The sequence below is a fragment of the Rathayibacter sp. AY1E6 genome (genome assembly GCF_002931115.1).
GTDB lineage: Bacteria > Actinomycetota > Actinomycetes > Actinomycetales > Microbacteriaceae > Rathayibacter.
Window position 1 is genome coordinate 25,445 of the sequence record NZ_PSVK01000015.1, and the last position, 25,117, is coordinate 50,561.

The window sequence follows — 25,117 nt, forward strand, 5'->3', positions numbered from 1 at the left end:
GTCAGTAGAGCAGGCCGGTGAGCCTGGCCCGAGCCTTGTTGACGCGCGGGTCGGTCTGACCGACGATCTCGAAGAGCTCCAGGAGACGAGCCCGGACGGCGGCCTTCCCCTCGGCGTCGAGGCGCGGGAACATCGAGAGCAGCCGGTCGAAGGCGTCCTCGACGTGGCCGCCCGAGACGTCCAGGTCGGCGACGGCGAGCTGCGCGTCGAGGTTCGACGGCTCGGCCGCGGCGGTCGAGCGGATGTCGTCGAGCGTGCGGCCCTGGAGGCGGGCCAGCAGCCGCACCTGAGCGAGACCGGCGACCGCGAGGTCGTCGCGCGGGTTCTGCGCGATGGCGGTCTCGTACTCGGTGATCGCCGCGGCGTAGTCGCCCCGGTCGATCGCGTCGTAGGCCTCCTGGTGGTGCGGCGGCAGCGGCTCGGGCTCGGGCTCGCCGCCCTCGGCGGGAGCGACTCCCTCCACCGGCACCGTGCCCGTCACACCGTTATGAGCGGCGAGCTGGAGGACCTGCTCGAGCAGGTCGCGCAGCTGCTCCTCGGCGACGAGGCCGCTGAACAGGGGCACCGGGCGGCCGCCGATGATCGCGGCGACCGTCGGCACGGACTGCACCTGGAACGCCTGCGCCAGCTGCGGGCTCGACTCCACATCGACCCCGACGAGCACGAACGCGCCGGCGTACGAGACGACGACCTTCTCGAGCAGCGCGGTCATGCTCTGGCTCTGGTCCGACCAGGAGCCGCGCAGGTCGACGATCACCGGCACGCGCGAGGAGAGCTGGACCACCTGGTCGAACTCGGCGTCGCCGGCGGTCAGCAGCAGCGGATTCGCGCCGGGCGCGCCTCCGGGAGCGGCGGGCGCGGCCGGGGCGCCGGCGGAGGCGGCGGGCGGGGTGCGGCGGTTCACCAGCGACGAGAGGTCGACGGCGCCGCGGAGGTTTCCGGGCAGGGGCGGGACGGTGCTCACGGCAGCTGCACCACCGAGACGAGTCCCTGGCTCCATCCGAGCATCACGATCTTCTCCTCCGATCCGACGGGCGGTACGTAGAACAGCAGTTGGTATCCGTAGGTGGTCTCGATGCCGGTCGTCGACTTGTCCGTGCCCAGCAGGGTCTGCGAGGCGCCGGAGGTCGAGACGGTCGAGCCCTCGGCAGTGGGGCGGACGGTCGACGTCTCGGCGATGCTCGCCGCGACGAGGGCCCCCGAGTCGTTCGTCGCGAGCGCGATCGTCGGCGACGTGCCGGCGGCGTTCGAGAACTCGATCGAGGCGGTGTCCGGCAGCGCCTCGCGGTCGGCGTTCTTCTTGTCGACGCCGACCTGCCCCCGGAGGGTGTCGCCGTCGGCCGCGAAGAGCTCGGCGTACTGGCTCGAGTCGCCGTTGGCGAGCACGTCCGCGTACGCGGAGCCGACCGACTGCGGGGCGAGCTTCATCAGGCGCGAGTCGGGCGCCACGATCGACGTGCCGACGGTGACGGGCGCGACGTCGGGGATGCGCGCGTTGGCCTCGAGCGAGATGGCGTAGTCGACCTTGTAGTCGACGCGCGGGCTCGCCTGGCTCATCATCAGCGCGATCGGGGCCTGGGTGGTGTCCGTCGAGTTCTGCACGACGGCGGTGACCAGGCGCGGCCACGACTCCGTGTCCTGCGGGAGCACCAGGCTCACCGGGGAGGCCGGGATCGTCTGCGGCGGGTCGATCGTCCCGCCCTTGGCGACGACGTCGTAGTTCGTGGTGCGCTCGGTGAGCGCCTCGCCCTGGAAGCGCTCGGCCAGGATCCCGGCGTCCCGGGCTGCGTCGGCGCGCGACGCGACATCGGCGACCTCGGCGACGACGGCCTCCGCCTGCTGCGTGGTGACCACGGGGGTCGGCTCGGCCGAGACCGGCTCTGCCCCCGCGGTCGCCGTGGCGGACGCGGTCGGCGCCTCGCTCGCGCCCGCGGCGAGATCAGGCCAGTAGTCGGAGCTGCAGCCGGAGAGAAGGACCGTCGTCCCGAGGACGACGGGCAGCACCAGGGCGGCCCGGCGGCGCGAGGGCGCCGGCGACGCCGTGGAGGCCTGGATCCCGGCACGCGGCCGGGGGCGGCGGGCTCCGCGGGGGATCCGGCCCTGCGGTCCCTTCCGGCGCGGGCCGTGCTGGCGGCGCAGGTGGACGAAGGCCCAGATGTAGAGGACGAGGCCGAGGAGGAGGAACACGGCTCCTCCGAGCAGCAGCGGGCCGGCGAGGGGCGTCGCGGTGTCCACGGGCCAGCTGACGCGCACGGAGTCGGCTGCCGGCGCGGTGCCGTCGCTCGCGATGAGGATGGAGACGTCCTCCGGCACGTCGAGCGCCAGGGTCACGCTGCCGCTCCCCTCGAACTCCTCGAGCCAGAGGTCGGAGCCGCGCGGATCGACGACCGCCGCGTCGGCGGTCTCGACGTCGGAGGAGAGCTGGACGCGCTCGCCCGTCTCCTCCGCGGAGGTGAGGGTGTCGTCGGCGCGCTCGTAGCCGATGGCGTCGTAGCTCGAGCCGCCCACCCAGCCCAGCACGTCGGAGGTCCGGGCGTAGGCGACGACGAGGTCGCCGCTGCCCTCGACCGTGATCGTCTGGCGTCCCGGGTTGGCGCCCAGGGTGCTGCCGTCGATCACCGCGTAGGGAGCGGAGAAGTCGAGTGCGGTCTCGGCGGTGAGGGACTCCGGAGGAGCCCAGACCGTCCGCTGACCGATGCCGAGCACGATCATCGCGGCAGCGATGACGGTGGCGATGATGGCGAAGACGAACCGCACGAAAGAACTCCTCCTGCGTTGCCGGATCGGGGTGACGGCCGGGGCCGGCTCGGGGTACGCAGCCGGACCGGGGCGCGACGGCAACAGACAAAGACAGTCCACGATAGCCGATGCCCTCGCTCCGATGCCCGGGAGAAGCCGAGAGTGCGGCCCGAGCGGCGCGCGGTGCGGGTGTCGCCCCGGCCGCGGCCTCCCTGCTGAATACACTTTCCCAGTGCCGCGAGCCCCACCGCGGTCCTGCTCTGAAGGAGACGACGTGGCGAACGACGAGGCCGAATTCACCCAGGTGTTCCGTGGCTACGACCGGGACGAGGTCGACAAGGCCGTCCAGGGCCTGCGCCGCGAGCTCATCCACTCGAACACCCAGGCGGCCGAGAGCGGCCGCGAGGTGAAGCGCCTGTCCTCCCGGATCGAGGGCCTCGAGAAGGAGCTGCAGCAGGTCGGCACTCCCACCTACGCCGGCCTGGGCGCCAAGCTCGAGCACACCCTGCGCGTGGCCGAGGAGCAGTCCGAGCGGATCATCGCCCAGGCCGAGAACGACGCCTCCGCCCTCCGCCGCTCCACCCGCGACGACGGCGACCGCATCATCCAGGAGGCGCGCGACGAGGCCGAGCGCCTGGTGACCGAGGCGCGCCGCCGTGCGGACCGGACCCGCGACGAGTCCGAGGCGCAGGCCGCGGCGACGCTCGGCAAGGCCGCCGACGACCGCGACGTGATGACCCAGGACGCCGTCCGCGAGGCCGCCGCGATCCGCGGCACCGTGGCGACCGAGGCCGCCGAGACCCGCGCCACCGCGAAGCGCGAGGCCGCCGCGATCCGCTCCGAGGCCGAGCGCGAGGCTGCGGAGATGCGCGCCGTCGCCGCCCGCGAGATCGAGGTCGCCCGCGCCGAGGCCGCTCGCCTCGCCCAGGCCAACGAGCTCCTGCGGGCCGAGGTCGCCTCCGAGGTCGACCGGCTCCGGGCGGCCGTCGAGGCCGAGGTCGCCCAGGCTCGCGCGGCGGTCGAGGCCGAGGTGCTCTCGACCCGCGCCGCGCTCGACGCCGAGGTCGCCGCCGCCCGCGCCGAGGGCGCCCGCGAGATCGCCGACCAGCGCACCCGGCTCACCCAGGAGCGCGCCGAGGCCGTCGCCGTGCTCGACGCCGAGCTGGCGGGCCTGCGTGCCGCGTCCGCCGACGAGGCCGCTGCGCTCTCGCGCGAGGTCGAGCAGGCCCGGATCGACCTGGTGGTCGAGCTCGCCGCGCGCCGCGAGGAGGCCGACCGCGACGACCTGCTCCGCCACCAGGAGGCCGTCGCGCAGACCCAGCGCTACCTCGACGAGTCGAACCTGCAGCTCGCCGACGCCATCCGACGCGCGAACGACAAGCGCCTCGAGGCGGACGCCCTCCGCAGCGACGCCCTCGACGACACGACGCGACTGCGCCGGAAGGCTCAGGACGACTCCGACGCCCTCCTCGACGACGCGCGCGACCAGGCGCAGAAGCTCGTCGCGGACGCGGAGCGCCGCAGCCGCGAGCTGATGGACACCGCCGAGCGGCGCCTCGACGAGATCCGCACCGAGCGCGACGCGATCGCCGGCTACGTGTCGGGACTGCGCGGGCTCATCGGCCACATCGACGGACTCGCGGACGACAGCGACGGCGACGGCTCCGACGGCAGCAGCCCTGACGGCAGCGGCTCCGACGGCGGCTCGTCCGGCCGCTAAGCGGTCGCTGGGCGGGCGGGCTCAGCCGAGCTCGCCCGCCCACTCCGTCGGCAGCGGGGACGAGGCGGGCGCGACCACGCGCACGATCTCGTCGAGGACGCGCCGGGTCTGCGCCTCGCCGACCCAGAGGTGCTTCCCGCCCTCCACAGCGACGAGGTCCAGCTGCGGCACGCTCGCGAAGCGCTCGGCAGCCGCCTCCGGCCGCAGGTAGTCGTCGAACTCCGGGACGAGCGCCACGAGCGGGCGGCCGTCCTCGCCCCAGGCGGCGACCTCCTCCGCGCTCGTGCGGTGCAGCGGCGGCGAGAGCAGGATCGCTCCCTCGACGGGGTGCTCCCTCCCCCACTTCAGCGCGAGCTCGGTGCCGAAGGACCAGCCGACCAGCCAGGGGTGCGGCAGTCCGCGCTCCGCGACGAGCGCCAAGGCTGCGGCGACGTCGGCGCGCTCCTCGGTGCCGTGTCCGAACGCGCCCTCGCTCGTGCCGCGCGGCGACGCGGTGCCGCGGGTGTTGAAGCGGAGGACCGCCAGGTCGGCGAGCGCGGGCAGGCGGGCGGCGGCCTTCCGCAGGATGTGCGAGTCCATGAAGCCGCCGTGGGTGGGCAGCGGATGCAGGGTGACCAGGGTCGCGACCGGCTCGCGCTCCAGGGGCAGCGCGAGCTCCCCGACAAGGGTCAGCCCGTCGGCCGTGTGCAGCTCGATGTCCTCGCGACGGGCGGGGAGGACGACGCCTCCGCGGATCTCGTGGGTCATCGTGCTCCTCGGATTCTCCAGCAGTGCGTGTGCCAGTGGCGGCGGCCGGCCAGGTCGGCCGCGTCGCCGAGCGCGCCGTCGGCCCGCCAGGTGACCAGGTGCGGCTGGCCGATGTCGATGGTGAGCCCGCAGCCCGGGCAGAGGTAGTTCTTCACGGCCCGCGCTGCGGAGACGGGCTGGACGTTCCACTCCCGACCGGCGTGGGACTCGGTGCGCCGGAAGCCGGCGAGCATCTGCGAGAGGTCGCGCTGCTCGTCGTCGTCGTCACGGCGGCCGCCCCGGGGTCTGTTGCTGCGCGGCATCCCCCCAGTCTAGGAGGCCGCCGCCGTGCCCCTTCCGTCAGTGGGAGCTGTCGTCCATCTCGAGCCGGGTCTCCTCGGCGTCGAGCATCAGCTGCGCCCGCCGCAGCGTCCGCGAGGAGTAGACCCCGCGCCCCCGGGCGTCCAGCAGTGCCTCCCGCTCGGCGAGCAGGACCGCTCGGCGCAGCCGCAGGTACTGCGCGTGCGGGCCGAGCGGCGCGTCCTCCGCGCGGCCGACCTGTTCCCACGCCACCTGCGAGCGGGTCAGAGTGTCGCGGCGCACGCGCTCGAGGACGCGCTCGCCCGCCTCGCCGTCGGGCAGCTCCGCCACCGCCTCGGGGAGGGCCTGGATGCCCGTGGCCGCGACCTCGTCGAGCAGCGTCGCGAGCTCGCGGCGGTCGGCCTCTCCGTCGGTGCCCTGGATGCCGGTGAGCCGGATCAGCGCCGGGAGCGTCGCACCCTGCAGGAGCAGCGTCACGACGGCGACGGTGAAGGCGATCAGGATCAGCTGGGAGCGGTAGGGAGTCTCGTCCGGCAGCGACTGGGCCGCGGCGAGCGTGACCACGCCGCGCATCCCGGACCAGGACAGGACGACTCCGCCGCGCCAGCCGAACGCCTCGCTCGTGGTCGCGGCCAGGTCGGTCTCGCGCCGGAGGTAGAGCCGCTCCGCTCGCACCTGCCGCCGCCGGAAGCGCTCATCGCTGGTGGCGCTGTTGCGCAGTCGCATGAGGCCCACCGCCAGCCGCCGGTTGATCCGCTCCGCCCGCCGACCGGAGCTGCGCAGCCACAGGAGCAGCGGCCACACGAAGAGGGCCCGCAGCACGATCAGGATGACCACGGTGGCCAGACCCAGCAGCACCGCGGTGCCCACTCCGAACTCGCCCGGGTCCACGACCCCGGAGACGATCGCCTTGATCTCGGCGCCCATGAGCAGGAAGACGCCGTTCTCGAGCAGGAACTGCGCCGTCCGCCAGTTCACCCGCTCGCTGATCCGCGACTGCGGCGAGAGGAAACGCGCGCTGTTGTGCCCCGTGTAGATCCCGGTGACCACGACGGCGAGCACCCCGGACGCGCCCAGCTCCTCGGCCGGAATGTAGGCCAGGAACGGCACGGCGAAGGACACGGCGGTGTCGAGCACCGGGTCCCGCAGCTTCGAGCGAACGAAGACGGTGAGCACGCCCATCACCAGTCCGAGGACGATCGCCATCAGGACGGAGTAGACGAAGAGGACCCCCACCTCGCCCACGTCGATCGCGTCGGTCGTGACGGAGGCGCCGACCACGGCCGCCGCAGCCGTCGCGGCGCGCAGCAGCACCAGCGCCGACGCGTCGTTCACGAGGCTCTCGCCCTCGAGCACCGTCACCAGGCGGGGCGGGAGTCCGAGCTTCTTGCCGATCGAGGTCGCGGCCACCGCGTCGGTCGGGCTCACGACGGCGCCCAGAGCGATCGCTGCGGGCAGGCTCAGATCGGGGAACACGAGGTAGAGGAAGCCGCCGACCACGAGGGCGGTCACGACGACCAGCAGCACCGAGAGCCCGAAGATCGAGCGCAGGTTCCGCCGGAAGTCGGTGAGGGGCACCTGGATCGCGGCCGAGTACAGCAGCGGCGGCAGCACGCCCGCGAGGATCAGCTCAGGCTCGACCTCGATGTCCGGGACCCCGGGGAGGTAGGACGCGCCGATACCGATGACGACCAGGAGCAGCGGTGCGGCGATCCCGAGGCGGCTCGAGAACCGCGCGACGGTGACGACCGTGATGATCCCGACGACCCCGAGCAGCGCGTAATCCACGGCACCAGGGTAGCGAGAGCCTCAGCCCGCCGGACGCGGCGCCGAGCGGAGGGGAACGATCAGTACCAGCCGACCGACTCGGAGTGGGCCCAGGCACCGCAGGGCGAGCCGTAGCGGCCGGAGATGTAGCCGAGGCCCCAGGTGATCTGGGTGCTCGCGTTGGTCGCCCAGTCGGAGCCGGCCGACGCCATCTTGCTGCCGGGGAGTGCCTGCGGGATACCGTAGGCACCGCTGGACTTGTTCTCGGCGTAGACGTTCCAGCCGGACTCGCGGTTCCAGAGGAGGACGAGGCAGTCGTACTCGCTGTCGGCCCAGCCGCGCTGCACGATCATGTCGTACGCGATCGCCTTCGCGGATCCGGGATCCGGAGCGGCGGCGCGCTGGACGGGAGCGGCGGTCTCGGCCTCGGCGGAGCCCGACTCCTCCTCGTCGACGGTCGCGGAGGCGGTCTGAGTCTCGGACGGAGTGGGCGTCGGGGTCGGAGTGGGCGTCGGCTTCGCCTCGGCGCCGAACGAGTCGCGCTGGACGGTCCGCTCGACGGCGTCCGCGACGACGAGCCGCTGCGCGGAGTCGCCGTTGAAGCGCGCCGGGGCCTGGTAGTAGGGGGAGGCGACCGCGCCGCTGGACGGATCGACGACGTTCACCATGGCGAACGCGATCGACGCCGTGAAGGCCAGCACCGTCACCGGGATCCGAGCCCAGGAGCGCCGCACCGGGGTCTGGTGCGGGACCGCCGGGCGACCGCTGGTGCGGTTCGCGGGCGTGTGGGCGACGGAGGTCTGAGGATGCTGAGCCACGATTACGAAAGCATAACGGACGATGACCTGATCGGCCAGCAGATCCGGCTCCGGTCAGCGGACCGCCAGCATCACGTCGACGACCGTGTCGAGCAGCAGGTCGACCTGCGCCTCGGCGTACCCGCCGCGCTGCGGGGCGAAGGAGACGGTCCGCACGTCGTCCACGGTCAGCACCGATCCGTCGCGGAAGTAGCCGGAGATCCGGTCGGCGAAGGCGTCGACCTGGCGGATGTTGTAGCCCGTCGTGAGAGCTCCGGCCCGGGTGAACCGCTCGCGGGGAGCGCGGGCCAGCCGGTTCACGATCTCCTGGGCGGTCGACCGCGCGTCCGCGAGCCACGCCTCCTCGCCCCGGGCCGCGATCGCGTACTGGCGCTCCCGCAGGGCGAAGGCGTCCTCGAGGCGCTCGAGCGCCGCATCGACGTGGGGCGCGGAGTAGCCGCCCTTGCGCAGGGTGAACGCGGTGTGGCGCAGGTCGGCGGCGCGGAGGTCCGCCGGTCCCCCGGAGAGCTGCGAGTAGGCCTCGCGCGCCGACGCGAGGAAGGAGTCGACCTCGGCCGTGTCGTAGCCGGGACGGGACTCGCGGGCTCGGGGGAAGGGAGCGGTCATCCCGACATCATGCCAAGCCGCGCGCCGGGAGCGGAATCGGCACGCCCCGGTGAGGCGTGCGCTCAGTGGGCGAAGAGGAAATACAGCACGTAGGCCGCTGCGGCCGACGGCAGGATCGAGTCCAGCCGGTCGAGGACTCCCCCGTGGCCGGGCAGCCAGGAGCTCATGTCCTTGATGCCGATGTCGCGCTTGATCAGCGACTCGGCGAGGTCGCCGAGCGTCGCGGTGAGCAGCACCACGGCCCCGAACACCGCACCGACCCACCAGGGCTGGCCGAGCATCAGCAGGGCGAGCAGGACGCCGACGACGACCCCCGCGACGGCCGCACCGGCGAACCCCTCCCAGGTCTTCTTCGGGCTGATCCGCGGTGCCATCGGGTGCTTGCCCCAGGTGAGTCCGCTCACGTAGGCGCCGGTGTCGACGACGATCACGAGCACCAGGAACGCGAACGCCCAGAGCTGGCCGCCGGGCTCGGCGACGAGACGGATCGCGAAGGCACCGAGGAAGGTCGTGTAGCCCTGGACGAACGCGCCGAGGCCGATGTCGAGGGCGAGGTCCCGCCGGCTGGAGGCGGTACGCCGGAAGAGCTGCTCCCCCAGCCGCCAGAGACCGACGAGGACGGATCCGCCGAGGACCGTGGCCCACGCGGCGCCGAGGCCGCCGTAGTAGGCGGCCGGCACGGCGACGACCGCCACGATCCCGGTCGGGATGCGCGGGATGTCGCGACCGGCGTGGCGCAGGGCGTTCGAGAGCTCGAGCGCCGCGAGCAGCACCACCACCCCCGCGAGCACCATGAAGAGCTCCTTGACCAGGAGGAGGCTGACGACCATCGCGCCGCCGCCGAGGAGTCCGATCGCGGTCGCCGACACGAGGTTCCGGCCGGAGCGCGCGGTCAGGCGGTCGTTCGTCGCCTCGAGCTGGGCGCGGGTCGCCTCGAGCTGGCGCTCGACGTCGGCCCGGCCCTGCTGGGCGCGCGCACGCAGCGCGCCGCGGGTGACCATCCGGGATCCCCGGGCACCCGGGACGTGCGGAGACGGTCTCTTCTCGCCGCCCTCGGGTCCTTCGGGGATCTCGGGCACCGCTACACCTCGAGCAGTTCGGATTCCTTGCGCTTGAGCGCCTCGTCGATCGCGTCGACGTGCTGCTTCGTGAGCGCCTCGAGCTCCTTCTCGCCGCGGGAGAGCTCGTCGTCGCCGATGTCGCCCTTCAGCGCGTCGAGGTCGTCCTTGCCCTTGCGGCGGATGTTGCGCACCGCGATCTTGGCGTCCTCGGCCTTGGTGCGGACGATCTTGACGAACTCCTTGCGGCGCTCGGCGGTGAGCTCCGGCAGGGTCACCCGGATGATCGTGCCGTCGTTGGTCGGGTTCGCGCCGAGGTTCGGCATGTCCCGGATGGCCTGCTCGATGTCGCGCAGCGAGCCCTTGTCGTAGGGCGTCAGGACGAGCGTGCGGGCCTCCTGGTTCTGCATCGAGGCGAGCTGCGACAGCGGCGTCGGGGTGCCGTAGTAGCTCACCAGCACCTTCTGGAACATGCCGGGGTTCGCGCGTCCGGTGCGGACCGTGGAGAAGTCCTCCTTGGCGACCTCGACGGCCTTGCCCATCTTGGTCTTCGCGTCGGCCAGTACATCCGAGATCACAGGGAGCTCCTTAAGAGAGGGAAGTGGTCAGTCTAGTTCGAGACGAGCGTGCCGAGCTCGGCGCCGCGGATGGCCTTGGCGACGTTGCCCGAGGGCTCCATGCCGAAGACCTGCATCGGCATGCCGTTGTCCATGCAGAGGCTGAACGCGGTGGAGTCGACCACCTTGAGGCCCCGCTGGAGCGCCTCCTGGTAGGTCAGCGCGTCGAGCTTCTTCGCGTCGGGGTTGGTCCGCGGGTCGGCGTCGTACACGCCGTCCACGCCGTTCTTGGCGACGAGGACCACGTCGGCGTGCGTCTCGAGCGCGCGCTGCGCGGCGACCGTGTCGGTCGAGAAGTACGGGAGTCCGGCGCCGGCGCCGAAGATGACGACGCGGCCCTTCTCCATGTGCCGGATCGCCCGGCGGGGGATGTAGGGCTCCGCGACCTGCGTCATCGCGATCGCGGACTGCACCCGCGTCTCGGCGCCCGCCTGCTCGAGGAAGTCCTGGAGGGCGAGGGCGTTCATCACCGTGCCCAGCATGCCCATGTAGTCGGCCCGGCCGCGGTCCATGCCGCGCTGCGAGAGCTCGGCTCCGCGGAAGAAGTTGCCGCCGCCGACGACCACCGAGATCTCCACCTCGGTCGCGGCATCGGCGATCTCGCGCGCCAGCGCGCTGATCACGTCCGGGTTCACGCCGAGCGTGCCGGCTCCGAACGCCTCCCCCGACAGCTTCAGAAGCACCCTGCGGCGCTTGCCCGTCGTCATCGCATCCGTCTCCGTCATGGACGTTTCCTCCCGTAGACCCGTACAAACCTATCCCGCGCGGAGCGGGCCCCGCGACCACGCCCGGGACCGCCCCGGGCAGAGCGAAGGGAGCCCGGGTCGACTGAACGACCCGGACTCCCTCCTGCAGTGCTGTTAGGCGCCGACCTTGAAACGGGCGAAGCCCGACACGGTCAGGCCCGCGTCGCTCAGGACCTTGCTGACGGACAGCTTGTTGTCCTTCGCGTAGTCCTGGTCGAGCAGGGCGACCTGCTTGAAGTACGCGTTCACGCGTCCCTCGATGATCTTCGGCAGGGCGGCCTCGGGCTTGCCCTCGCCGCGCGAGATCTCCTCGACGATGCGGCGCTCGTTGTCGACCTCGGACTGCGGCACGTCCTCGCGCGAGAGGTAGGACGGGTTCGCGAACGAGATGTGCTGGGCGACGGAGCGCGCGGTCTCGGCGTCCTCACCCGCGTAGCCGACGACCACGCCGACCTGCGGGGGCAGGTCCTTGTTCGTCTTGTGGAGGTAGATCGCGAAGTGCTCGCCCGAGACGGAGGCCACGCGGCGCAGCTCCACCTTCTCGCCGAGGATCGCGGCCTCGTCGTTGATGAGGTCGGCGACGGTCTTGCCGTCGGCGGGGGCCGCGAGGGCCTCCTCGACCGTGGTGGAGCCGGCGGCGACCACCGCGGCGAGCACGGCGTCGGCGAGGGCGATGAACTTCGTGCCCTTGGCGACGAAGTCGGTCTCGCAGGCGAGCTCGATCATCGTGGCGACGCCGTCCTTCTCGGCGGCGGCGACGAGGCCCTCGCTCGTCGAGCGGTCGGCGCGCTTCGCGTTGCCCTTGGCGCCCTTGAGGCGGAGGATCTCGACCGCCTTGTCCAGGTCGCCGTCGGCCTCGACCAGCGCGTTCTTCGTGTCGACCATGCCGGTACCGAGCTGCTCGCGCAGCGTCTTGACGTCAGCGAGGCTGAAATTTGCCATGTTCTCGGAACTCCTCTTGGTTCGGAAACCCTGTGGCGCCGTCACTCGCGGCGGGCTCACGGGAGGAGCCCAGCACGCCGAGGTGACGGCGGTTCTTACTCGTGGTGAACGTGCACCGACCGAGCGGGGGCCGGACGACCGCGGGTGCGGCGTCCGACCCCCGTCACGGAACGGGGTGTCAGGCGGTGGCGGTCTCGTCGGTCGAGGTCGCGGCGGCGTCGGCCTCGGGGGCCTCCTCCGCGGCGGGGGTCTCGGCCTCGACGACGGCCTCGTCGGCGGTCTCGGCCTCGGCGTCGGCGACCTTCTCGGTCTCCGCGCCGGCCTGCTCGTTCGGCTCCTGCACGTCGGCGGCGGGCGCACCGGTGGAGAGCAGCTCCTGCTCCCACTCGGCCAGCGGCTCGACGGCGGAGACGTTGCCCTCGGCCTCGGGCTTCTGGTGGCGCTGGATGAGGCCCTCGGCCGCGGCGTCGGCGACGATGCGGGTGAGCAGGCTCACCGAGCGGATCGCGTCGTCGTTGCCCGGGATCGGGTACTGGACCTCGTCCGGGTCGCAGTTCGTGTCGAGGATGCCGATGACCGGGATGCCCAGCTTCTTGGCCTCGTCGATCGCGAGGTGCTCCTTCTTGGTGTCGACGACCCAGAGGGCCGACGGCGTCTTCGAGAGGTTGCGGATGCCGCCGAGCGACTTGTGCAGCTTGTCGAGCTCGCGCTTCTTGATGAGGAGCTCCTTCTTGGTGAAGCCGCTCTTCGACGTGTCGTCGAAGTCGAGCTCCTCCAGCTCCTTCATGCGGGCGAGGCGCTTCGAGACCGTCTGGAAGTTGGTCAGGAGGCCGCCGAGCCAGCGCTGGTTCACGTAGGGCTGGCCGACGCGGGTCGCCTGCTCCGAGATCGCGTTCTGCGCCTGCTTCTTGGTGCCGACGAAGAGGATGGTGCCGCCGTGGGCGACCGTCTCCTTGACGAAGTCGTAGGTCTTGTCGATGTAGGCCAGCGACTGCTGGAGGTCGATGATGTAGCTGCCCGAGCGCTCGGTCAGGATGAAGCGCTTCATCTTCGGGTTCCAGCGACGGGTCTGGTGCCCGAAGTGGACGCCGCTGTCGAGCAGCTGGCGCATGGTGACGACTGCCATGAGTCGTTCTCCTTGTCTCGGGGCCCGGGCGCACGACGGCGCCGAACTCCCGTTCGGTTGTCTGCGACGGCCGGTCGGCACGTCGCCCTGGCGCCCGGCGCACTCCCGCCCCGGCCGCGTGAGCGGAGAGGGACCGTGGGGAGCGGAGGCCGAATGGGCGCGCGTAGTCACCCCGACGAGCGAGGTGCTCCGTGGAGTCTAGCACCAGGACGGCCGCCTCCCCCGCTGCTGCGGGAGGGCGGCCGTCGGGGCGCGGGAGGCCGGTGCTACTTGCGCGCCGACTTCATCACGGTGCGGATGTGCAGGGTGTCCATCTCCTCCAGCGAGCGGCCCTTGGTCTCGGGCACGAACATGAAGACGAAGACGAACGAGATCGCCGCGAAGGCGGCGTAGAGGCCGTAGGCCAGGGTGAGCGACACGTCCTGCGAGAGGATCGGGAAGGTCACCGTGATGGCGAAGTTCGCGATCCACTGGGCCGAGGCCGCCAGGCCGAGGGCGGCCGCCCGGATCCGGTTCGGGAAGATCTCGCCGAGGAGGACCCACACCAGTGGGCCCCAGGTCGCACCGAAGAAGACGACGAACGCGTTCGCCGAGACGAGGGCGATCGGCCCCCACGCGCCGGGCAGCGAGACGTCCTCTCCGCTGATCGTCGACTGGCTGAAGGCGATGGCCATCAGCGCGAGCGAGACGGCCATGCCGGCCGAGCCGACCAGCAGCAGCGGCTTCCGGCCGACCTTGTCGACCAGGAAGATCGCCACGAAGGTGACGACGACGTTCACGACCGAGGTGAAGACCGAGATCGCGAAGGAGTTGGACTCGTCGAATCCGACCGCGCTCCAGAGCGAGGTGGAGTAGTAGAAGATCACGTTGATGCCCACGAACTGCTGGAACACCGACAGCAGGATGCCGACCCAGACCACCGGGAGCAGGCCGAGGGCGGGGCCGCGGAGGCTGGAGCGCTTCGCGTTCTCGGAGTCCTCGTCGATCTTCTTCTGGATGTCCGCGAGCGCCTCGTCGACCTCGTCGCGCGGCGTGACCGTCGCGAGCACCGCGCGGGCGTCCTCGGAGCGGCCGCGGGTCGCGAGGTAGCGGGGCGACTCCGGCAGGGTCAGGGCCAGGAGGCCGTAGATGACCGCAGGCACGGCACAGGCGATGAACATCCAGCGCCAGGCGGCGACGCCGAACCAGAAGGGCTCGGAGGCGCCGTCCGCGCCGTTCGCGATGAGGGTGTCCGAGAGCAGGGCGGCGAAGATGCCGAGCGTGATCGCCAGCTGCTGCAGCGACGCGAGGGCTCCGCGGATGGCCTTGGGCGCGATCTCCGAGATGTAGGTCGGAGCGATCACGGAGGCGATGCCGATGCCGAGGCCGCCGACCACGCGCCAGAGCACGAGGTCCCAGACCGCGAACGCCGCGCCGGCGCCGATGGAGGAGATGAAGAAGAGCCCGGCGCCGAGCAGCATGACCTTGATGCGGCCCCAGCGGTCGGCGAGGCGGCCCGCGAGGTACGCGCCGAGCGCGCAGCCGAGCAGCGCGGAGGCGACGGCGAAGCCGATCAGCGCGGCCGAGAGCTGGAACTCGCCCTGCACCGCCTCCACGGCACCGTTCACCACCGACGAGTCGAAGCCGAAGAGGAAGCCGCCGACCGCCGCCGCGATCGCGAGGCCGATCACCTTCCTCTTCAGCTTCGCCGCCGAGGGGTTCGGGATGTCCGCTCTCCCGCTGGTCGTGTCAGATCGTCCGCTGGTCATGGTCGTCTCCGATTCTCGCCGCCGGTGGGGGCGGGGTGCCGCTCCCGAGCCGGATCACCGGCACGTTACTCCTCGCCGCGGCACCGCCGGGACGGGTTGCGCTCTCCCCCGGCCGATGTCCTCCCTCCACAGCCGGGCCCGTCGCGCTCTCCTCCCCTGATCCGCTCGGCCGACCACCGGTCCCGGACCGGCTCCAGGAGGGTGGCCGCATGCTCCGATCCCGACTCCTGCGCCCGGGCGTGTTCGCCCTCGCCGCTCTGCTCGTCGGGGCGCCTCTCGGCGCCTCGCCCGCCGCCACCTCGTCCCCCGGCCGGTCCGACCCGCGGTGGATCTCCCCCGTCGCGGGCTTCTCCGTCGTGGAGCCGTGGGGCGCGCCGGCCCACCGCTACGCCCCCGGGCACCGCGGGATCGACCTCGCGGCAGCGGCCGGGCAGCCCGTGGTCGCCGTCGCGGCGGGCACCGTGTCGTTCTCGGGCAGGGTGGTCGACCGGTCCGTGGTGAGCATCGTGCACGCGGACGGTCTGGTCTCGACGGTCGAGCCGGTCGACGGATCGGTGACGGCCGGGCAGGTCCTCACCGCGGGCCAGCCCGTCGGAGCAGTGGGTGCGGGCGGCCACTGCGACGGGAGGTGCGTGCACCTCGGCGTCCGCGAGGGTGGCGACTACGTCTCGCCGATGCGGTTCTTCGGCGGGATCCCCCGGGCGGTGCTCCTGCCGATGGACGACGTGGCGCAGGGTGTTCAGCGAGTGGCGCGGAAGGGTGCGTCCAGCGACTCGCGCGTCCGGTCAGGCGCGGGGGTGGGCGAGGCGGTAGGCGTCGCGGATCCGCTCGGTCGAGACGTGGGTGTAGATCTGCGTGGTGCCCAGGCTCGCGTGGCCGAGCATCTCCTGGACGGCGCGGAGGTCGGCTCCGCCGTCGAGCAGATGGGTCGCCGCGGTGTGGCGGAGGGTGTGCGGACCGGACGGTCCGGAGCCCTGCCCGCCGTCGAGGAGCCTCGCCACGACGCCGTAGACGGTGCGCGGGGTGAGGCGCGCGCCCCGCCGTCCCAGCAGCAGGGCCCCGCTCCCGTCGCCGGTGGCGAGAGAGGGTCGGGCGCGCTCCAGGTAGTCGACGAGCGCCTCCTTCGCGGGGACGCCGAACGGGACGACCCGCTGCTTGGCGCCCTTGCCGGTGACGAGCACGGTGAGCCTGCCGAGATCGACGTCGCCCAGGTCGACGGCGACCAGCTCGGAGACGCGGATGCCGGAGGCGTAGAGCAGCTCGACGATCGCGAGGTCCCGCAGCGCCACCGGGTCCTCGGTCGCGCCTCGCGCCGCGACCGTGTCGAGCACCTGTTCCGCCTGCGGGAGCGTGAGGACCCGCGGCAGTGTCCGTCCCGACTTGGGCGTCTTGAGGCGTGCGGCGACGTCGAGGGGGAGCCGCTCGGTCCGATGCGCCCAGGAGGAGAAGGAGCGGACGGCCGCGGTGCGCCGGGCGAGGGTCGCGCGAGCGATGCCCGACTCCGACTCGCGCCAGAGCCAGTCGCGCAGCAGCTCGAGGTCGAGCTCGGCGGTGAGGAGCCGCCCCTTCTCCTCCGTGTGGGCGATCAGGCGCGCCAGGTCGGAGCGGTAGCCCTTCGCGGTGGCGGGCGAGAGGGACCGCTCGTCGAGGACGTACCGGAGGAAGTGCTCGACCGAGTCGGCGAGCGTCTCGCCGGTCATGATCCGTCCGGCATCCGCGACCAGAGGTCGATGCGCCCCTGCTCGTCGAGCCCCTCGAGCCGCTCGATCAGGTCGGTGCCGAACCGCGTCGCGATCGGGGCCGGTGCCGTCGGCACGAACGAGGCGGCCACCGTCTCCGGGTGGACGTGGACGAGCGAGAGGCTCTGCGCTCCGTCGATGCCGGCGAGCTCCCGCTCGGGCGCTCCGAGGTCCATCGTGTAGCTGGTGGCGCCGGCGACGAGCACGGGCACGCCCGCGAAGGTCGCAGCCGTGGGGTAGTGCAGGTGGCCGCCGAGGATCGCGCGGACGTCGGTTCCGCGCACCACCTCCTCGAGGCGGTCGATCCCCCGCAGCTCGAGCACGGTCATCGCGCCGAGCGGCGTGGGCAGCGGAGGGTGGTGCAGGGCGAGGATCGTCCCCAGCGGGGCCGGTGCAGCGAGCTCGTCCTTCAGCCAGGCCAGCTGGGCGTCGGCGAGGTCGCCGTGGTGGAAGCCGGGCACCGCGCTGTCGAGCGCGATGAGCCGGAGCCCGCCGAGGTCGACGACCTGGTCCACGGGTCCCGCGCCCGCCGGGTCCTGCTCGAGGAGCACCCGCCGGAAGGCTCCGCGCTCGTCGTGGTTGCCCATCACCCAGACGATCGGGCAGCCGAACCGCTCGCCCACGGGGTCGAGCTGCTCGCGCACGCGCCGGTAGGCGTCCTCCTCGCCGCGGTCCGCGACGTCCCCGGTGACGACGATCGCGTCCAGGCGTCCGCCGCGCTCGGCCAGCCGGCCGACCGCCTGCGCGAGGCGGGCGACCGTGTCGACCTTCCCGTAGAGCGGAGCGCCGTCGGCCAGCAGGTGCGTGTCGCTCAGATGCGCGATGACCCTGTCGGCGGCGCGGAAGTGCCCGAGCTGCGGGCGCTCTCCGCCGTGTCCTGCTGCCGTGGCGTCCATGCCGCTCCCCTCGCCGATGCCCCTTCAGCGTAGGGCGGACCGCCGACAGCGCCGCGGCGGCGGGGCCGCTCACCCGGGCGCCCGCTCCCAGTCCCCGTCCTCGGAACGGTGGACGCGTCCGTCTGCGAGGAGCGCACCCAGCGCCGACAGTGCCGAATCGAGCGATTCCCCGGAGAGCCGGGCGACGGTTGCGGCGTCACAGCCTCCTTCGGATTCGACGACGGCCAGGACTCGCGCCTCAGCCGCGGTCAGCGCTCGGCACGATCCGTCGGCGTCGCCGACGGCGAGCAGTTCGAGCACATCCGCCGGCGACGTGACGCAGGTCGCCGCGAACTCGCGGAGGAGCCGGTGGCAGCCGGCGGAGGAGGCACTGGTGACCGGGCCCGGGACCGCGCCGAGGGGGCGGCCCAGGGCAGCCGCGTGGCCGGCGGTGTTGAGGGAGCCGGAGCGGGCGCCGGCCTCGACGACGACGGTGCCCGCGGTGGAGGCGGCGATGAGGCGGTTGCGCTGCAGGAATCGCCAGCGGGTGGGCGTGGTGCCCGGCGGGACCTCCGTCGCGACGGCGCAGCCGGGGGTGGCGATGATGCGGTGGAGGAGGTCGGCGTGAGCCGTCGGATAGAGGCGGTCCGCTCCCCCGGCGAGGAAGGCGACCGTCCGGCCTCCGGAACCGAGGGCGGCGCGGTGGGCGACCGCGTCGATTCCGAAGGCACCGCCCGAGACGACGGAGACGCCTCGCGCCGCGACGCCCGCGGCGAGCTCGGCGGCCACGTGCTCGCCGTAACCGGTCGCAGCGCGGGCGCCGACGAGGGCGAGGCGGTGCGGCGGATCGAAGGCGGCGGGATCACCGCGCAGCCAGAGCAGGAGTGGCGCGTGCGGCCCGAGGTCGTCGAGCGACTCGGGCCACACGGGAGCCCCGGGCAGGAGCAGCCGGGCGCCGAGTCGCTCGGCGATCTCGAGACGTCGGAACAGGAGCCTGCGGTCCAGGCGCGGTCGCCAGCGCGCCAGCCCCGACTGGAGCGCGGCGACCTCGGAGTCGAGGGGCGCGGGTGCCGGGCCTCCTTCGTCGGAGGGAGCGCGATGCGGGGGCGCGAGGATCTCCTCCGCGGACGACGAGGACACGACGTGGGCGAAGGCCTCGGCCGCGCCGACCCTCTCGATGAGGAGGGCTGCGACGGAGTCGCCGGGCTCGGTCAGAGAGTTCCAGCCGCACCGCGCTGCAGCGTCGACGAGTGACCCCCGACCACCGTCAGACTCATCGGTCGCCTCGCCGTCGGCAGCTGACCGGGGCTCGGCTGCACCGCTCGGCAGCAGTCGGCGAACGGCGTCGAGCTCCGCGGCGTCGAAGAGTGCGTCGGGCCGGATCACGCGGCACCTCCTCGGAGGACGAGCGCGCGCGCGAGGTGGGCGGCACTCGGCCGGTCGGCTGCGTCGAGGTCCGCGAGCGTCCAGGCCAGGCGCAGGACCCGGTCGTAGCCGCGCATGGTCACCAGACCTCGCTCCAGAGCCCGGTCGAGCGTGCGGGACTCGGCACTGGTCGGGCGCACCGCGTCCGAGCGCAGCCAGGCGCCGGAGACCTCCGAGTTGAGCGTCCACGGGGTGGAGGCGAGGCGAGCCGCTGCGAGGGACCGCGCCGCGGCGACACGGTCGCGGGCCTCAGCCGTCGACATTCCGGACGTGTCTCGGCGCGCGGCCAGTTGAGCCGCGCTGATGCGGCGGACCGTCAGGCGGATGTCGACGCGGTCGAGCAGCGGTCCGCTGAGCCGCGCGAGGTAGCGGCGGCGGACCGAGGGAGCGCAGGTACAGGTCTCTCCGGGGATGCCGAAGCGGCCGCACGGGCACGGGTTCGCCGCGAGGACGAGCTGCACCCGCGCGGGGAACTCGGCGACGGCGTTCGCGCGGTGGATCCGGATCACTCCGGATTCGAGCGGCTGGCGCAAGGCGTCGAGGGCGACGGACGAGAACTCGGGGGCCTCGTCGAGGAACAGCACGCCCCTGGTGGCGCGGGCGACCGCGCCGGGACGGATGCGGCCGCTGCCCCCGCCGACGATCGCTGCCGACGAGGCCGAATGGTGCGGACTCTCGAACGGCGGCCTGCGCACCAGCGCGCCACCGGTCGGCGCTCCGACGAGCGAGCGCATGCAGGTGGCCTCGAGCGCTGCATCGTCGTCGAGGTCGGGGAGGATGCCCGGCAAGCGCGAGGCGAGCATCGTCTTCCCGGCGCCGGGAGGCCCGAGCAGGAACACGTGGTGCCCGCCCGCCGCCGCGACGACCATCGCCTCGGCCGCCTCCTCGTTCCCCACCACGTCGGAGAGGTCGAGGCGGGCCTCCGGCTCGGACACCGTCGCAGACGGCGGCGCGGCCTCGGGGAGCACCGGCACTTCCCACTCGGCTCCGTGCCAGACGGCGGCCGCCGCCAGCGAGGAGACCGCGATCACCTCGACGCCGTCGACCAGCTCCGCCTCGAGCCGGTCCTCGACGGGGACCATCACGCGGCGCCTGCCCTCGCGGGCGGCCGCGAGCACCGCGGGCAGCACGCCCGGGACGGAGCGCAGCCGGCCGTCCAGGCCGAGCTCCCCGATGTGGACGACCGCGGCGACCGACTCCGCATCGACCTCGCGGAGCGATGCGAGCGCGGCCAGCCCGATGGCGAGATCGAAGGCGGAGCCGTGCTTGGGCATCGCGGCCGGCGAGAGGTTCACGGTGATCTTGTACTCGGCGATGGTGCTCCCGGAGTTGATCGCCGCCGAGCGCACCCGCTCCTTCGCCTGCGCGAGCGCGGCGTCGGGCAGCCCGATGATCACCATGCCCGGGGTGCCGTCGGCCGAGTGGGCCTCCACCCCGACCACGGCTCCCGCGAAACCGACGAGACCGACCGCGGAGGTCCTCCCCAGGCCCATCAGGCCACCGCCCGCAGGTGCCGGATCTGCGACGGGACTCCCCCGGGAGCGACGATGCCGACCGCGTCGATCCGCAGATGCCGGGAGCGCTCGTGGTGCTCGTCGGCCCAGGCGTAGGCGAGTCGGCGCAGGCGCTGCGCCTTGGCCCGCGTGATGGCCTCGACCGGCAGTCCGAAGCGCGTCGACGAGCGCGTCTTCACCTCCACCACGACCAGTGCCGACCCGTCGCGGGCCACGATGTCGAGCTCGCCCTCGCGGACCCGCCAGTTGCGGTCGAGGATCTCGAATCCGTTGTCTCTCAGGTGCGCCGCCGCGATCTCCTCGCCGCGCCGCCCCAGTTCGTCCTTGTCCATGCGTCCTCCTGCCGGAAGCGTGCAGGAGCAGAGAGGAGCGTCGGACGGCCGGGAGGGGATCCGGGGAGAAGAGGGCCGAGGAGGCGGGTGGGGAGGGACGTCGCTCCGGGGTCTTCGGACGCCGCCGGGGGCGGCTATGCGACCAGCAGGAGGAATCCGCGTTGCCTCAAGACGAGACCCGCGGAGCCGCGCATCCGAGAGAGCTCCGGAGCGGGGTGGGGCTCCGGGCACCGGGTCTCGATGCGCCGGCGGAGGCGGCTACGCGACCAGCAAGGGGTCCGGAGCCTGCCGCGACAGCGCCCTACTCGTCGAGCGCGAGCTCCTTGGGGAGCTCGAACTCCTTGCGGGAGAGCTCCTCGACGTTGACGTCCTTGAAGGTCAGCACGCGCACCGACTTCACGAAGCGGTCGGAGCGGTAGACGTCCCAGACCCACACGTCGCGCATGGTGAGCTCGAAGTAGAAGTCGTGCTCGGTGTCGCGGCGGACCAGGTCGACCTCGTTCGCCAGGTAGAACCGGCGCTCGGTCTCGACGACGTACGAGAACTGCGAGACGACGTCGCGGTACTCCCGGTACAGTGCCAGCTCGACCTCGCGGTCGTAGTCCTCGAATTCGTCCTCATCCATCGTTGGACAATCCTACGCCGAGCCGACGGGCCCGAGCGCCGGGAGCGGCTCCTCGACGCTCTCCCGCGACTTCGACAGCCAGGTCACCCGGTGGAGCGGGGACGGGCCGACCCGCTCGATCCCCGCCCAGTGCGCGGCGCTGCCGTAGCCCTTGTTGCTGTCCCAGGCGTAGTCGGCGAAGTCGTCGTGGTGGCGCACCATCTGACCGTCCCGGCCCACCTTCGCGAGCACGGAGGCGGCGGAGACGGCGGCGCAGTCGCGGTCGGCCTTCACGCGGGTGACGATCGTCAGCTCGGCCGCCCACTCGCCCAGCGCGGGCGTCAGCCAGTCGTGGGCACCGTCGAGGAGGACGACGGCGGTGGCGAGGTCGACGCCCTGGTCAGCGAGGCGCTCGATGCCCCTCGACGCGGCGCGGCCGAGGCCGGCGATGATCCCGGTCTCGTCGATCTCGTCCGCCGAGGACTCGCCGATCGCCCAGGCCGAGACCCACTTCGCGACTCCCGGCAGGAGCGCCTCGCGGCGGGCGGGAGCGAGCATCTTGGAGTCGCGGAGCCCCTCGGGGAAGCGCCCGCAACGGCTGCCTATCGACACGACGCCGACCGACACCGGGCCGGCGATCGCGCCGCGGCCGACCTCGTCGCAGCCGATGACCGTCTCGTAGCCCTGCCGGAAGAGGCGCCGCTCCTGCGTCAGCGTCGGCTCGGCGACGACCACCTAGCCCTGCCCGCTCTGCGCGTCGTCCGAGCCCTCCTCGGAGGCCTCGGTGTCGACTCCGCGGAACACCGACGGGTAGTCGTCGAGCCACGCCCACTGCTGCACGGGCCAGGTGACGAGGATCGCGCGCCCCACGACGTTGTCGATCGGCACGAAGCCGCCGCCCGGCTTGTCGGTGTTGTAGCGGGAGTCGGCGGAGTTGTAGCGGTTGTCGCCCATCACCCAGAGCGAGCCCTCGGGCACGACGACGTCGAAGGGGGTGGCCGAGACCGCCTGCACCCCGTCCGGCAGCTTCACGTAGGGCTCGTCGATCGGGTTGCCGTTGATCTCGACCTGGCCGAGCGGTGTGCAGCAGGTCACGTGGTCGCCCGGCAGGCCGATGACGCGCTTGATGAGGTGGTCGTTGCTGTCGGGAGCGGTGAGGCCGACGAGCGCGAGGGCGGAGTCGACCGCGGCCTGGAACGGCGGCACGGAGGGCTCGGAGCTCGGCGAGAGCCATCCGCCGGGATCGCGGAAGACGACGACGTCGCCGCGCGAGATCTTCACCACTCCGGGTACGAGCTCGTTCACGAGGATCCGGTCGTTCTCGACGAGCGTCTGCTCCATCGAGGAGGAGGGGATATAGAAGGAGCGGATCAGGAAGGTCTTCACGAGGAAGGAGACGAGCACCGCGACCACGAAGATGATCAGCACGTCGCGGAGGAAGAGCAGGACTCCCCGGCGCTTGCGCGGGCGCTTCTCGGACGGATCCGCCGAGTGGCGGGCGTGGTCCTCGCCTCCGGGGAGGCGGACCGGGGCCGTGCTGTCTGTCATCGCTCGCCGTCGCCCCTACTGTGCATCACCGGGTGGACTCCCCGGACGGATCGCCCCGAGAAAGGGAGGAACCCCGGTCCATCATAGGTGGACCGGGGTTCCCGAGAAGTCGTGCGGAAGCCGCTCAGGCGTCGCGCTTCTCCTTGATCTTGGCCTTCTTGCCGCGCAGGTTGCGCAGGTAGTAGAGCTTCGCGCGACGGACGTCACCGCGGGTGACGACCTCGATGTGGTCGATGACCGGCGAGTGCACGGGGAACGTGCGCTCGACGCCGACCTGGAAGCTCACCTTGCGGACGGTGAAGGTCTCGCGGACGCCCTCGTTGGAGCGGCCGATGACGACGCCCTGGAAGACCTGGATGCGCGAGCGGGAGCCCTCGACGATGTTGACGTGGACCTTGACGGTGTCGCCGGCGCGGAAGTCCGGGACATCGCTGCGGAGGGACGCCGCATCGACGGAATCGAGGATGTGCATGCTGTATCGCTCTCCGTGCCCGCCACAGGTCGAACACCGTTTCGTTGATGGAAGTCGGTCGTGCCCACGTCGTCGCGGCTCCCCTGTGGCAGAGCCTGCGCGAGGCACAAGCGCTCATTCTGCCATGCCGCGTCGATCCGAGTCAAAGCAGGGTCGTGAGGAGGGCAGAGTCGTCAGGAGGGCAGAGTCGTCAGGAGGGCAGAGTCGTCAGGAGGGCAGAGTCGCCCGGAGGCCAGAGCCGCGCAGAGGGCGGGTCCGTCGAGAGGGCCGAGCTGTGGAGCAGGGCGGGGCCTCGCAGGAGACAGCGCCTCTCGGGACGCCCGACCCTCAGAGGACGATGGTCTGCCCGTCCTGCGGGCGCTCCGGGTCGAAGCCCTCGCCGGCGACGGGGCGGTGAGCGCCCTCGGCCTGCACGGACGCCGCCTCCGAGAAGGCGAGGAGAGTGGCCCTCGCGTCGGCGAGGAACCGCCACGCCGAGTGCCAGAAGGCCGCCACTCCGAGGACCACCGAGAGCAGGCCCAGCGCCCAGGCGCCGGGCGGGAAGAAGCCGAAGGCGATCAGGGAGAGGTGCCAGGCGCCGACCACGGCCACGTCGCCCCACGCGGGAGTGCGCGTGGGCCGAACGGTCACCCGGAATGCGACGATCGCGGCCACAGCCGCCACCGCGACCGCCAGAATGGGGAGGGCGATCACCAGGCCGAGCACGGTCCAGCCGCTCGATCCTCCGAAGACCCCGTAGCCGAGGAGGATCCACAAGGGCAGCACGATCGCCGCCGGGAACTGCCAGGAACCGAATGCCCGTCGCGTGCGCATGCACCGACCGTACCCACCACCGCTGAGCGACGGCTCAGCGGACCCCGAGAGGATCAGGATGATCGAGCTACGCACCCCCGCCGAGATCGAGGAGATGCGTCCCGCCGGCCGCTTCGTCGGCGAGGTACTGAAGGCCACCTCCGCCGCTGCCGCGGTCGGCGTGAACCTGCTCGAGCTCGACCGGCTCGCCCACGACATGATCCGCACGGCCGGCGCCGAGTCCTGCTACATCGACTACCACCCCTCCTTCGGCGCGAGTCCCTTCGGCAAGGTCATCTGCACCTCCGTCAACGACGCGGTGCTGCACGGCCTGCCCTTCGACTACCGGCTGAAGGACGGCGACCTGCTCACCCTCGACTTCGCCGCCTCCGTGAACGGCTGGGTCGCCGACTCGGCCATCAGCGTCGTGGTCGGGACGCCGCGCGAGGAGGACCTCGCCCTCATCGACACCACCACCCGCGCGCTCGAGGCCGGCATCGCCGCCGCGCAGCCCGGGAAGAAGATCGGCGACATCTCCGCGGCCATCGCGGCCGTCGCACACGCCGAGGGCCTGTCCATCAACACCGACTTCGGCGGCCACGGCGTCGGCCGCACGATGCACGGCGATCCGCACATCCCCAACGACGGACGCGCCGGCCGCGGCTACCCGCTCCGCCCGGGCCTCGTCGTCGCGATCGAGCCGTGGTTCCTGCAGACGACCGACGAGATCTACACGGACAAGGACGGCTGGACCCTCCGCAGCCGCGACGGCTCGCGCGGCGCCCACATGGAGCACACGATCGCCATCACCGAGACGGGGAACATCGTCCTCTCCGCGCGGGACTGACTGCAGATGGACAGTACCGCTATCGGATAGCGATA

Annotated in this window: 25 protein-coding genes and 1 pseudogene; 3 read left to right on the top strand and 23 right to left on the bottom strand. The window is 72.4% G+C overall.

All coding sequences use genetic code 11. The features are described from left to right. Position 1: 1 nt before the first annotated feature. A complete protein-coding gene (locus C5C46_RS12105) occupies positions 2-964 on the bottom strand; it encodes a tetratricopeptide repeat protein (RefSeq protein ID WP_104226859.1) in 963 nt (320 codons plus the stop codon). Then, positions 961-2,757, bottom strand: coding sequence for a hypothetical protein (locus C5C46_RS12110; RefSeq protein ID WP_104226860.1), 1,797 nt, complete (start codon positions 2,755-2,757; stop codon positions 961-963). The genes C5C46_RS12105 and C5C46_RS12110 overlap by 4 nt, the downstream gene beginning before the upstream one ends. A 256-nt stretch (positions 2,758-3,013) precedes the next feature. On the opposite strand from C5C46_RS12110, the gene C5C46_RS12115 reads away from it, so the two are divergent. Then, a complete protein-coding gene (locus tag C5C46_RS12115) occupies positions 3,014-4,459 on the top strand; it encodes a DivIVA domain-containing protein (protein ID WP_104226861.1) in 1,446 nt (481 codons plus the stop codon). 21 nt (positions 4,460-4,480) lie between these two features. Here the strand turns inward: C5C46_RS12115 and C5C46_RS12120 are convergent, their stop codons facing one another. The 11 genes from C5C46_RS12120 to C5C46_RS12170 all read right to left on the bottom strand — a co-directional run bounded on the left by C5C46_RS12120 (position 4,481) and on the right by C5C46_RS12170 (position 14,934). Beyond that, positions 4,481-5,206, bottom strand: coding sequence for an alpha/beta hydrolase (locus C5C46_RS12120; protein WP_104226862.1), 726 nt, complete (start codon positions 5,204-5,206; stop codon positions 4,481-4,483). Continuing rightward, positions 5,203-5,508, bottom strand: a complete 306-nt coding sequence (locus C5C46_RS12125) for a hypothetical protein (protein ID WP_181027199.1) — start codon at positions 5,506-5,508, stop codon at positions 5,203-5,205. The genes C5C46_RS12120 and C5C46_RS12125 overlap by 4 nt, the downstream gene beginning before the upstream one ends. A 37-nt stretch (positions 5,509-5,545) precedes the next feature. Beyond that, positions 5,546-7,294, bottom strand: coding sequence for a sodium:proton antiporter (locus tag C5C46_RS12130; RefSeq protein ID WP_104226863.1), 1,749 nt, complete (start codon positions 7,292-7,294; stop codon positions 5,546-5,548). 59 nt (positions 7,295-7,353) lie between these two features. After that, on the bottom strand, positions 7,354-8,091 hold the full coding sequence (locus tag C5C46_RS12135) for a lytic transglycosylase domain-containing protein (RefSeq protein WP_258059467.1): 738 nt from the start codon (positions 8,089-8,091) through the stop codon (positions 7,354-7,356). Between the two features lie 54 nt (positions 8,092-8,145). Next, positions 8,146-8,697, bottom strand: a complete 552-nt coding sequence (locus C5C46_RS12140) for a DivIVA domain-containing protein (protein WP_104226865.1) — start codon at positions 8,695-8,697, stop codon at positions 8,146-8,148. A gap of 62 nt (positions 8,698-8,759) precedes the next feature. Further along, positions 8,760-9,698 (bottom strand): phosphatidate cytidylyltransferase, encoded by a 939-nt coding sequence (locus tag C5C46_RS12145; protein ID WP_104226866.1) that lies wholly within the window; start codon positions 9,696-9,698, stop codon positions 8,760-8,762. An 80-nt stretch (positions 9,699-9,778) separates the two neighbouring features. After that, positions 9,779-10,333, bottom strand: a complete 555-nt coding sequence (frr, locus tag C5C46_RS12150; protein WP_104223893.1) for a ribosome recycling factor — start codon at positions 10,331-10,333, stop codon at positions 9,779-9,781. A gap of 32 nt (positions 10,334-10,365) precedes the next feature. Continuing rightward, positions 10,366-11,079 (bottom strand): UMP kinase, encoded by a 714-nt coding sequence (gene pyrH, locus C5C46_RS12155; protein ID WP_374952923.1) that lies wholly within the window; start codon positions 11,077-11,079, stop codon positions 10,366-10,368. Positions 11,080-11,232: 153 nt separating this feature from the next. Then, positions 11,233-12,060: a translation elongation factor Ts gene (gene tsf / locus C5C46_RS12160; protein ID WP_104223895.1), complete on the bottom strand. Its 828-nt coding sequence runs from the start codon at positions 12,058-12,060 to the stop codon at positions 11,233-11,235. Positions 12,061-12,238: 178 nt separating this feature from the next. Continuing rightward, positions 12,239-13,186 carry a 30S ribosomal protein S2 gene (gene rpsB, locus C5C46_RS12165; RefSeq protein WP_104223896.1) on the bottom strand — a complete coding sequence of 316 codons (948 nt, stop codon included), beginning with the start codon at positions 13,184-13,186 and terminating at the stop codon, positions 12,239-12,241. Between the two features lie 266 nt (positions 13,187-13,452). Next, positions 13,453-14,934, bottom strand: a complete 1,482-nt coding sequence (locus C5C46_RS12170) for a sugar porter family MFS transporter (protein ID WP_104223897.1) — start codon at positions 14,932-14,934, stop codon at positions 13,453-13,455. Positions 14,935-15,143: 209 nt separating this feature from the next. Here C5C46_RS12170 and C5C46_RS12175 point away from each other — a divergent pair. Next, positions 15,144-15,596: pseudogene (locus tag C5C46_RS12175) on the top strand (murein hydrolase activator EnvC family protein); the annotation flags it as partial. A 123-nt stretch (positions 15,597-15,719) separates the two neighbouring features. On the opposite strand, the gene C5C46_RS12180 reads toward C5C46_RS12175, so the two are convergent. The 10 genes from C5C46_RS12180 to C5C46_RS12225 all read right to left on the bottom strand — a co-directional run bounded on the left by C5C46_RS12180 (position 15,720) and on the right by C5C46_RS12225 (position 24,256). Further along, positions 15,720-16,634 carry a tyrosine recombinase XerC gene (locus tag C5C46_RS12180; RefSeq protein ID WP_104226867.1) on the bottom strand — a complete coding sequence of 305 codons (915 nt, stop codon included), beginning with the start codon at positions 16,632-16,634 and terminating at the stop codon, positions 15,720-15,722. Beyond that, positions 16,631-17,569, bottom strand: coding sequence for a phosphodiesterase (locus tag C5C46_RS12185; protein ID WP_104226868.1), 939 nt, complete (start codon positions 17,567-17,569; stop codon positions 16,631-16,633). Before C5C46_RS12185 ends, C5C46_RS12180 begins: the two co-directional genes overlap by 4 nt. A 69-nt stretch (positions 17,570-17,638) precedes the next feature. Continuing rightward, positions 17,639-18,934 carry a DNA-processing protein DprA gene (gene dprA / locus C5C46_RS12190; protein WP_258059469.1) on the bottom strand — a complete coding sequence of 432 codons (1,296 nt, stop codon included), beginning with the start codon at positions 18,932-18,934 and terminating at the stop codon, positions 17,639-17,641. Next, entirely contained in the window at positions 18,931-20,466 is a 1,536-nt protein-coding gene (locus tag C5C46_RS12195) for a YifB family Mg chelatase-like AAA ATPase (RefSeq protein ID WP_104226869.1), read from the bottom strand. Before C5C46_RS12195 ends, dprA begins: the two co-directional genes overlap by 4 nt. Further along, positions 20,466-20,819 (bottom strand): YraN family protein, encoded by a 354-nt coding sequence (locus C5C46_RS12200; protein ID WP_104223901.1) that lies wholly within the window; start codon positions 20,817-20,819, stop codon positions 20,466-20,468. Before C5C46_RS12200 ends, C5C46_RS12195 begins: the two co-directional genes overlap by 1 nt. Positions 20,820-21,120: 301 nt before the next feature. Then, the gene (locus tag C5C46_RS12205) at positions 21,121-21,444 is read right to left on the bottom strand and encodes a DUF2469 domain-containing protein (protein ID WP_055792576.1); all 324 of its coding nucleotides are present in this window, start codon (positions 21,442-21,444) and stop codon (positions 21,121-21,123) included. A gap of 12 nt (positions 21,445-21,456) precedes the next feature. Further along, positions 21,457-22,158, bottom strand: a complete 702-nt coding sequence (locus C5C46_RS12210; RefSeq protein WP_104226870.1) for a ribonuclease HII — start codon at positions 22,156-22,158, stop codon at positions 21,457-21,459. Further along, positions 22,159-22,971 carry a signal peptidase I gene (gene lepB, locus C5C46_RS12215; protein WP_104226871.1) on the bottom strand — a complete coding sequence of 271 codons (813 nt, stop codon included), beginning with the start codon at positions 22,969-22,971 and terminating at the stop codon, positions 22,159-22,161. A 124-nt stretch (positions 22,972-23,095) separates the two neighbouring features. Next, positions 23,096-23,443 carry a 50S ribosomal protein L19 gene (gene rplS / locus C5C46_RS12220; RefSeq protein WP_104223904.1) on the bottom strand — a complete coding sequence of 116 codons (348 nt, stop codon included), beginning with the start codon at positions 23,441-23,443 and terminating at the stop codon, positions 23,096-23,098. Positions 23,444-23,770: 327 nt separating this feature from the next. Then, positions 23,771-24,256 (bottom strand): hypothetical protein, encoded by a 486-nt coding sequence (locus C5C46_RS12225; RefSeq protein ID WP_104226872.1) that lies wholly within the window; start codon positions 24,254-24,256, stop codon positions 23,771-23,773. A gap of 58 nt (positions 24,257-24,314) precedes the next feature. Between C5C46_RS12225 and map the strand changes: the two genes are divergently transcribed. Further along, entirely contained in the window at positions 24,315-25,082 is a 768-nt protein-coding gene (gene map / locus C5C46_RS12230; protein ID WP_104223906.1) for a type I methionyl aminopeptidase, read from the top strand. The last annotated feature ends 35 nt before the right edge of the window (positions 25,083-25,117 follow it).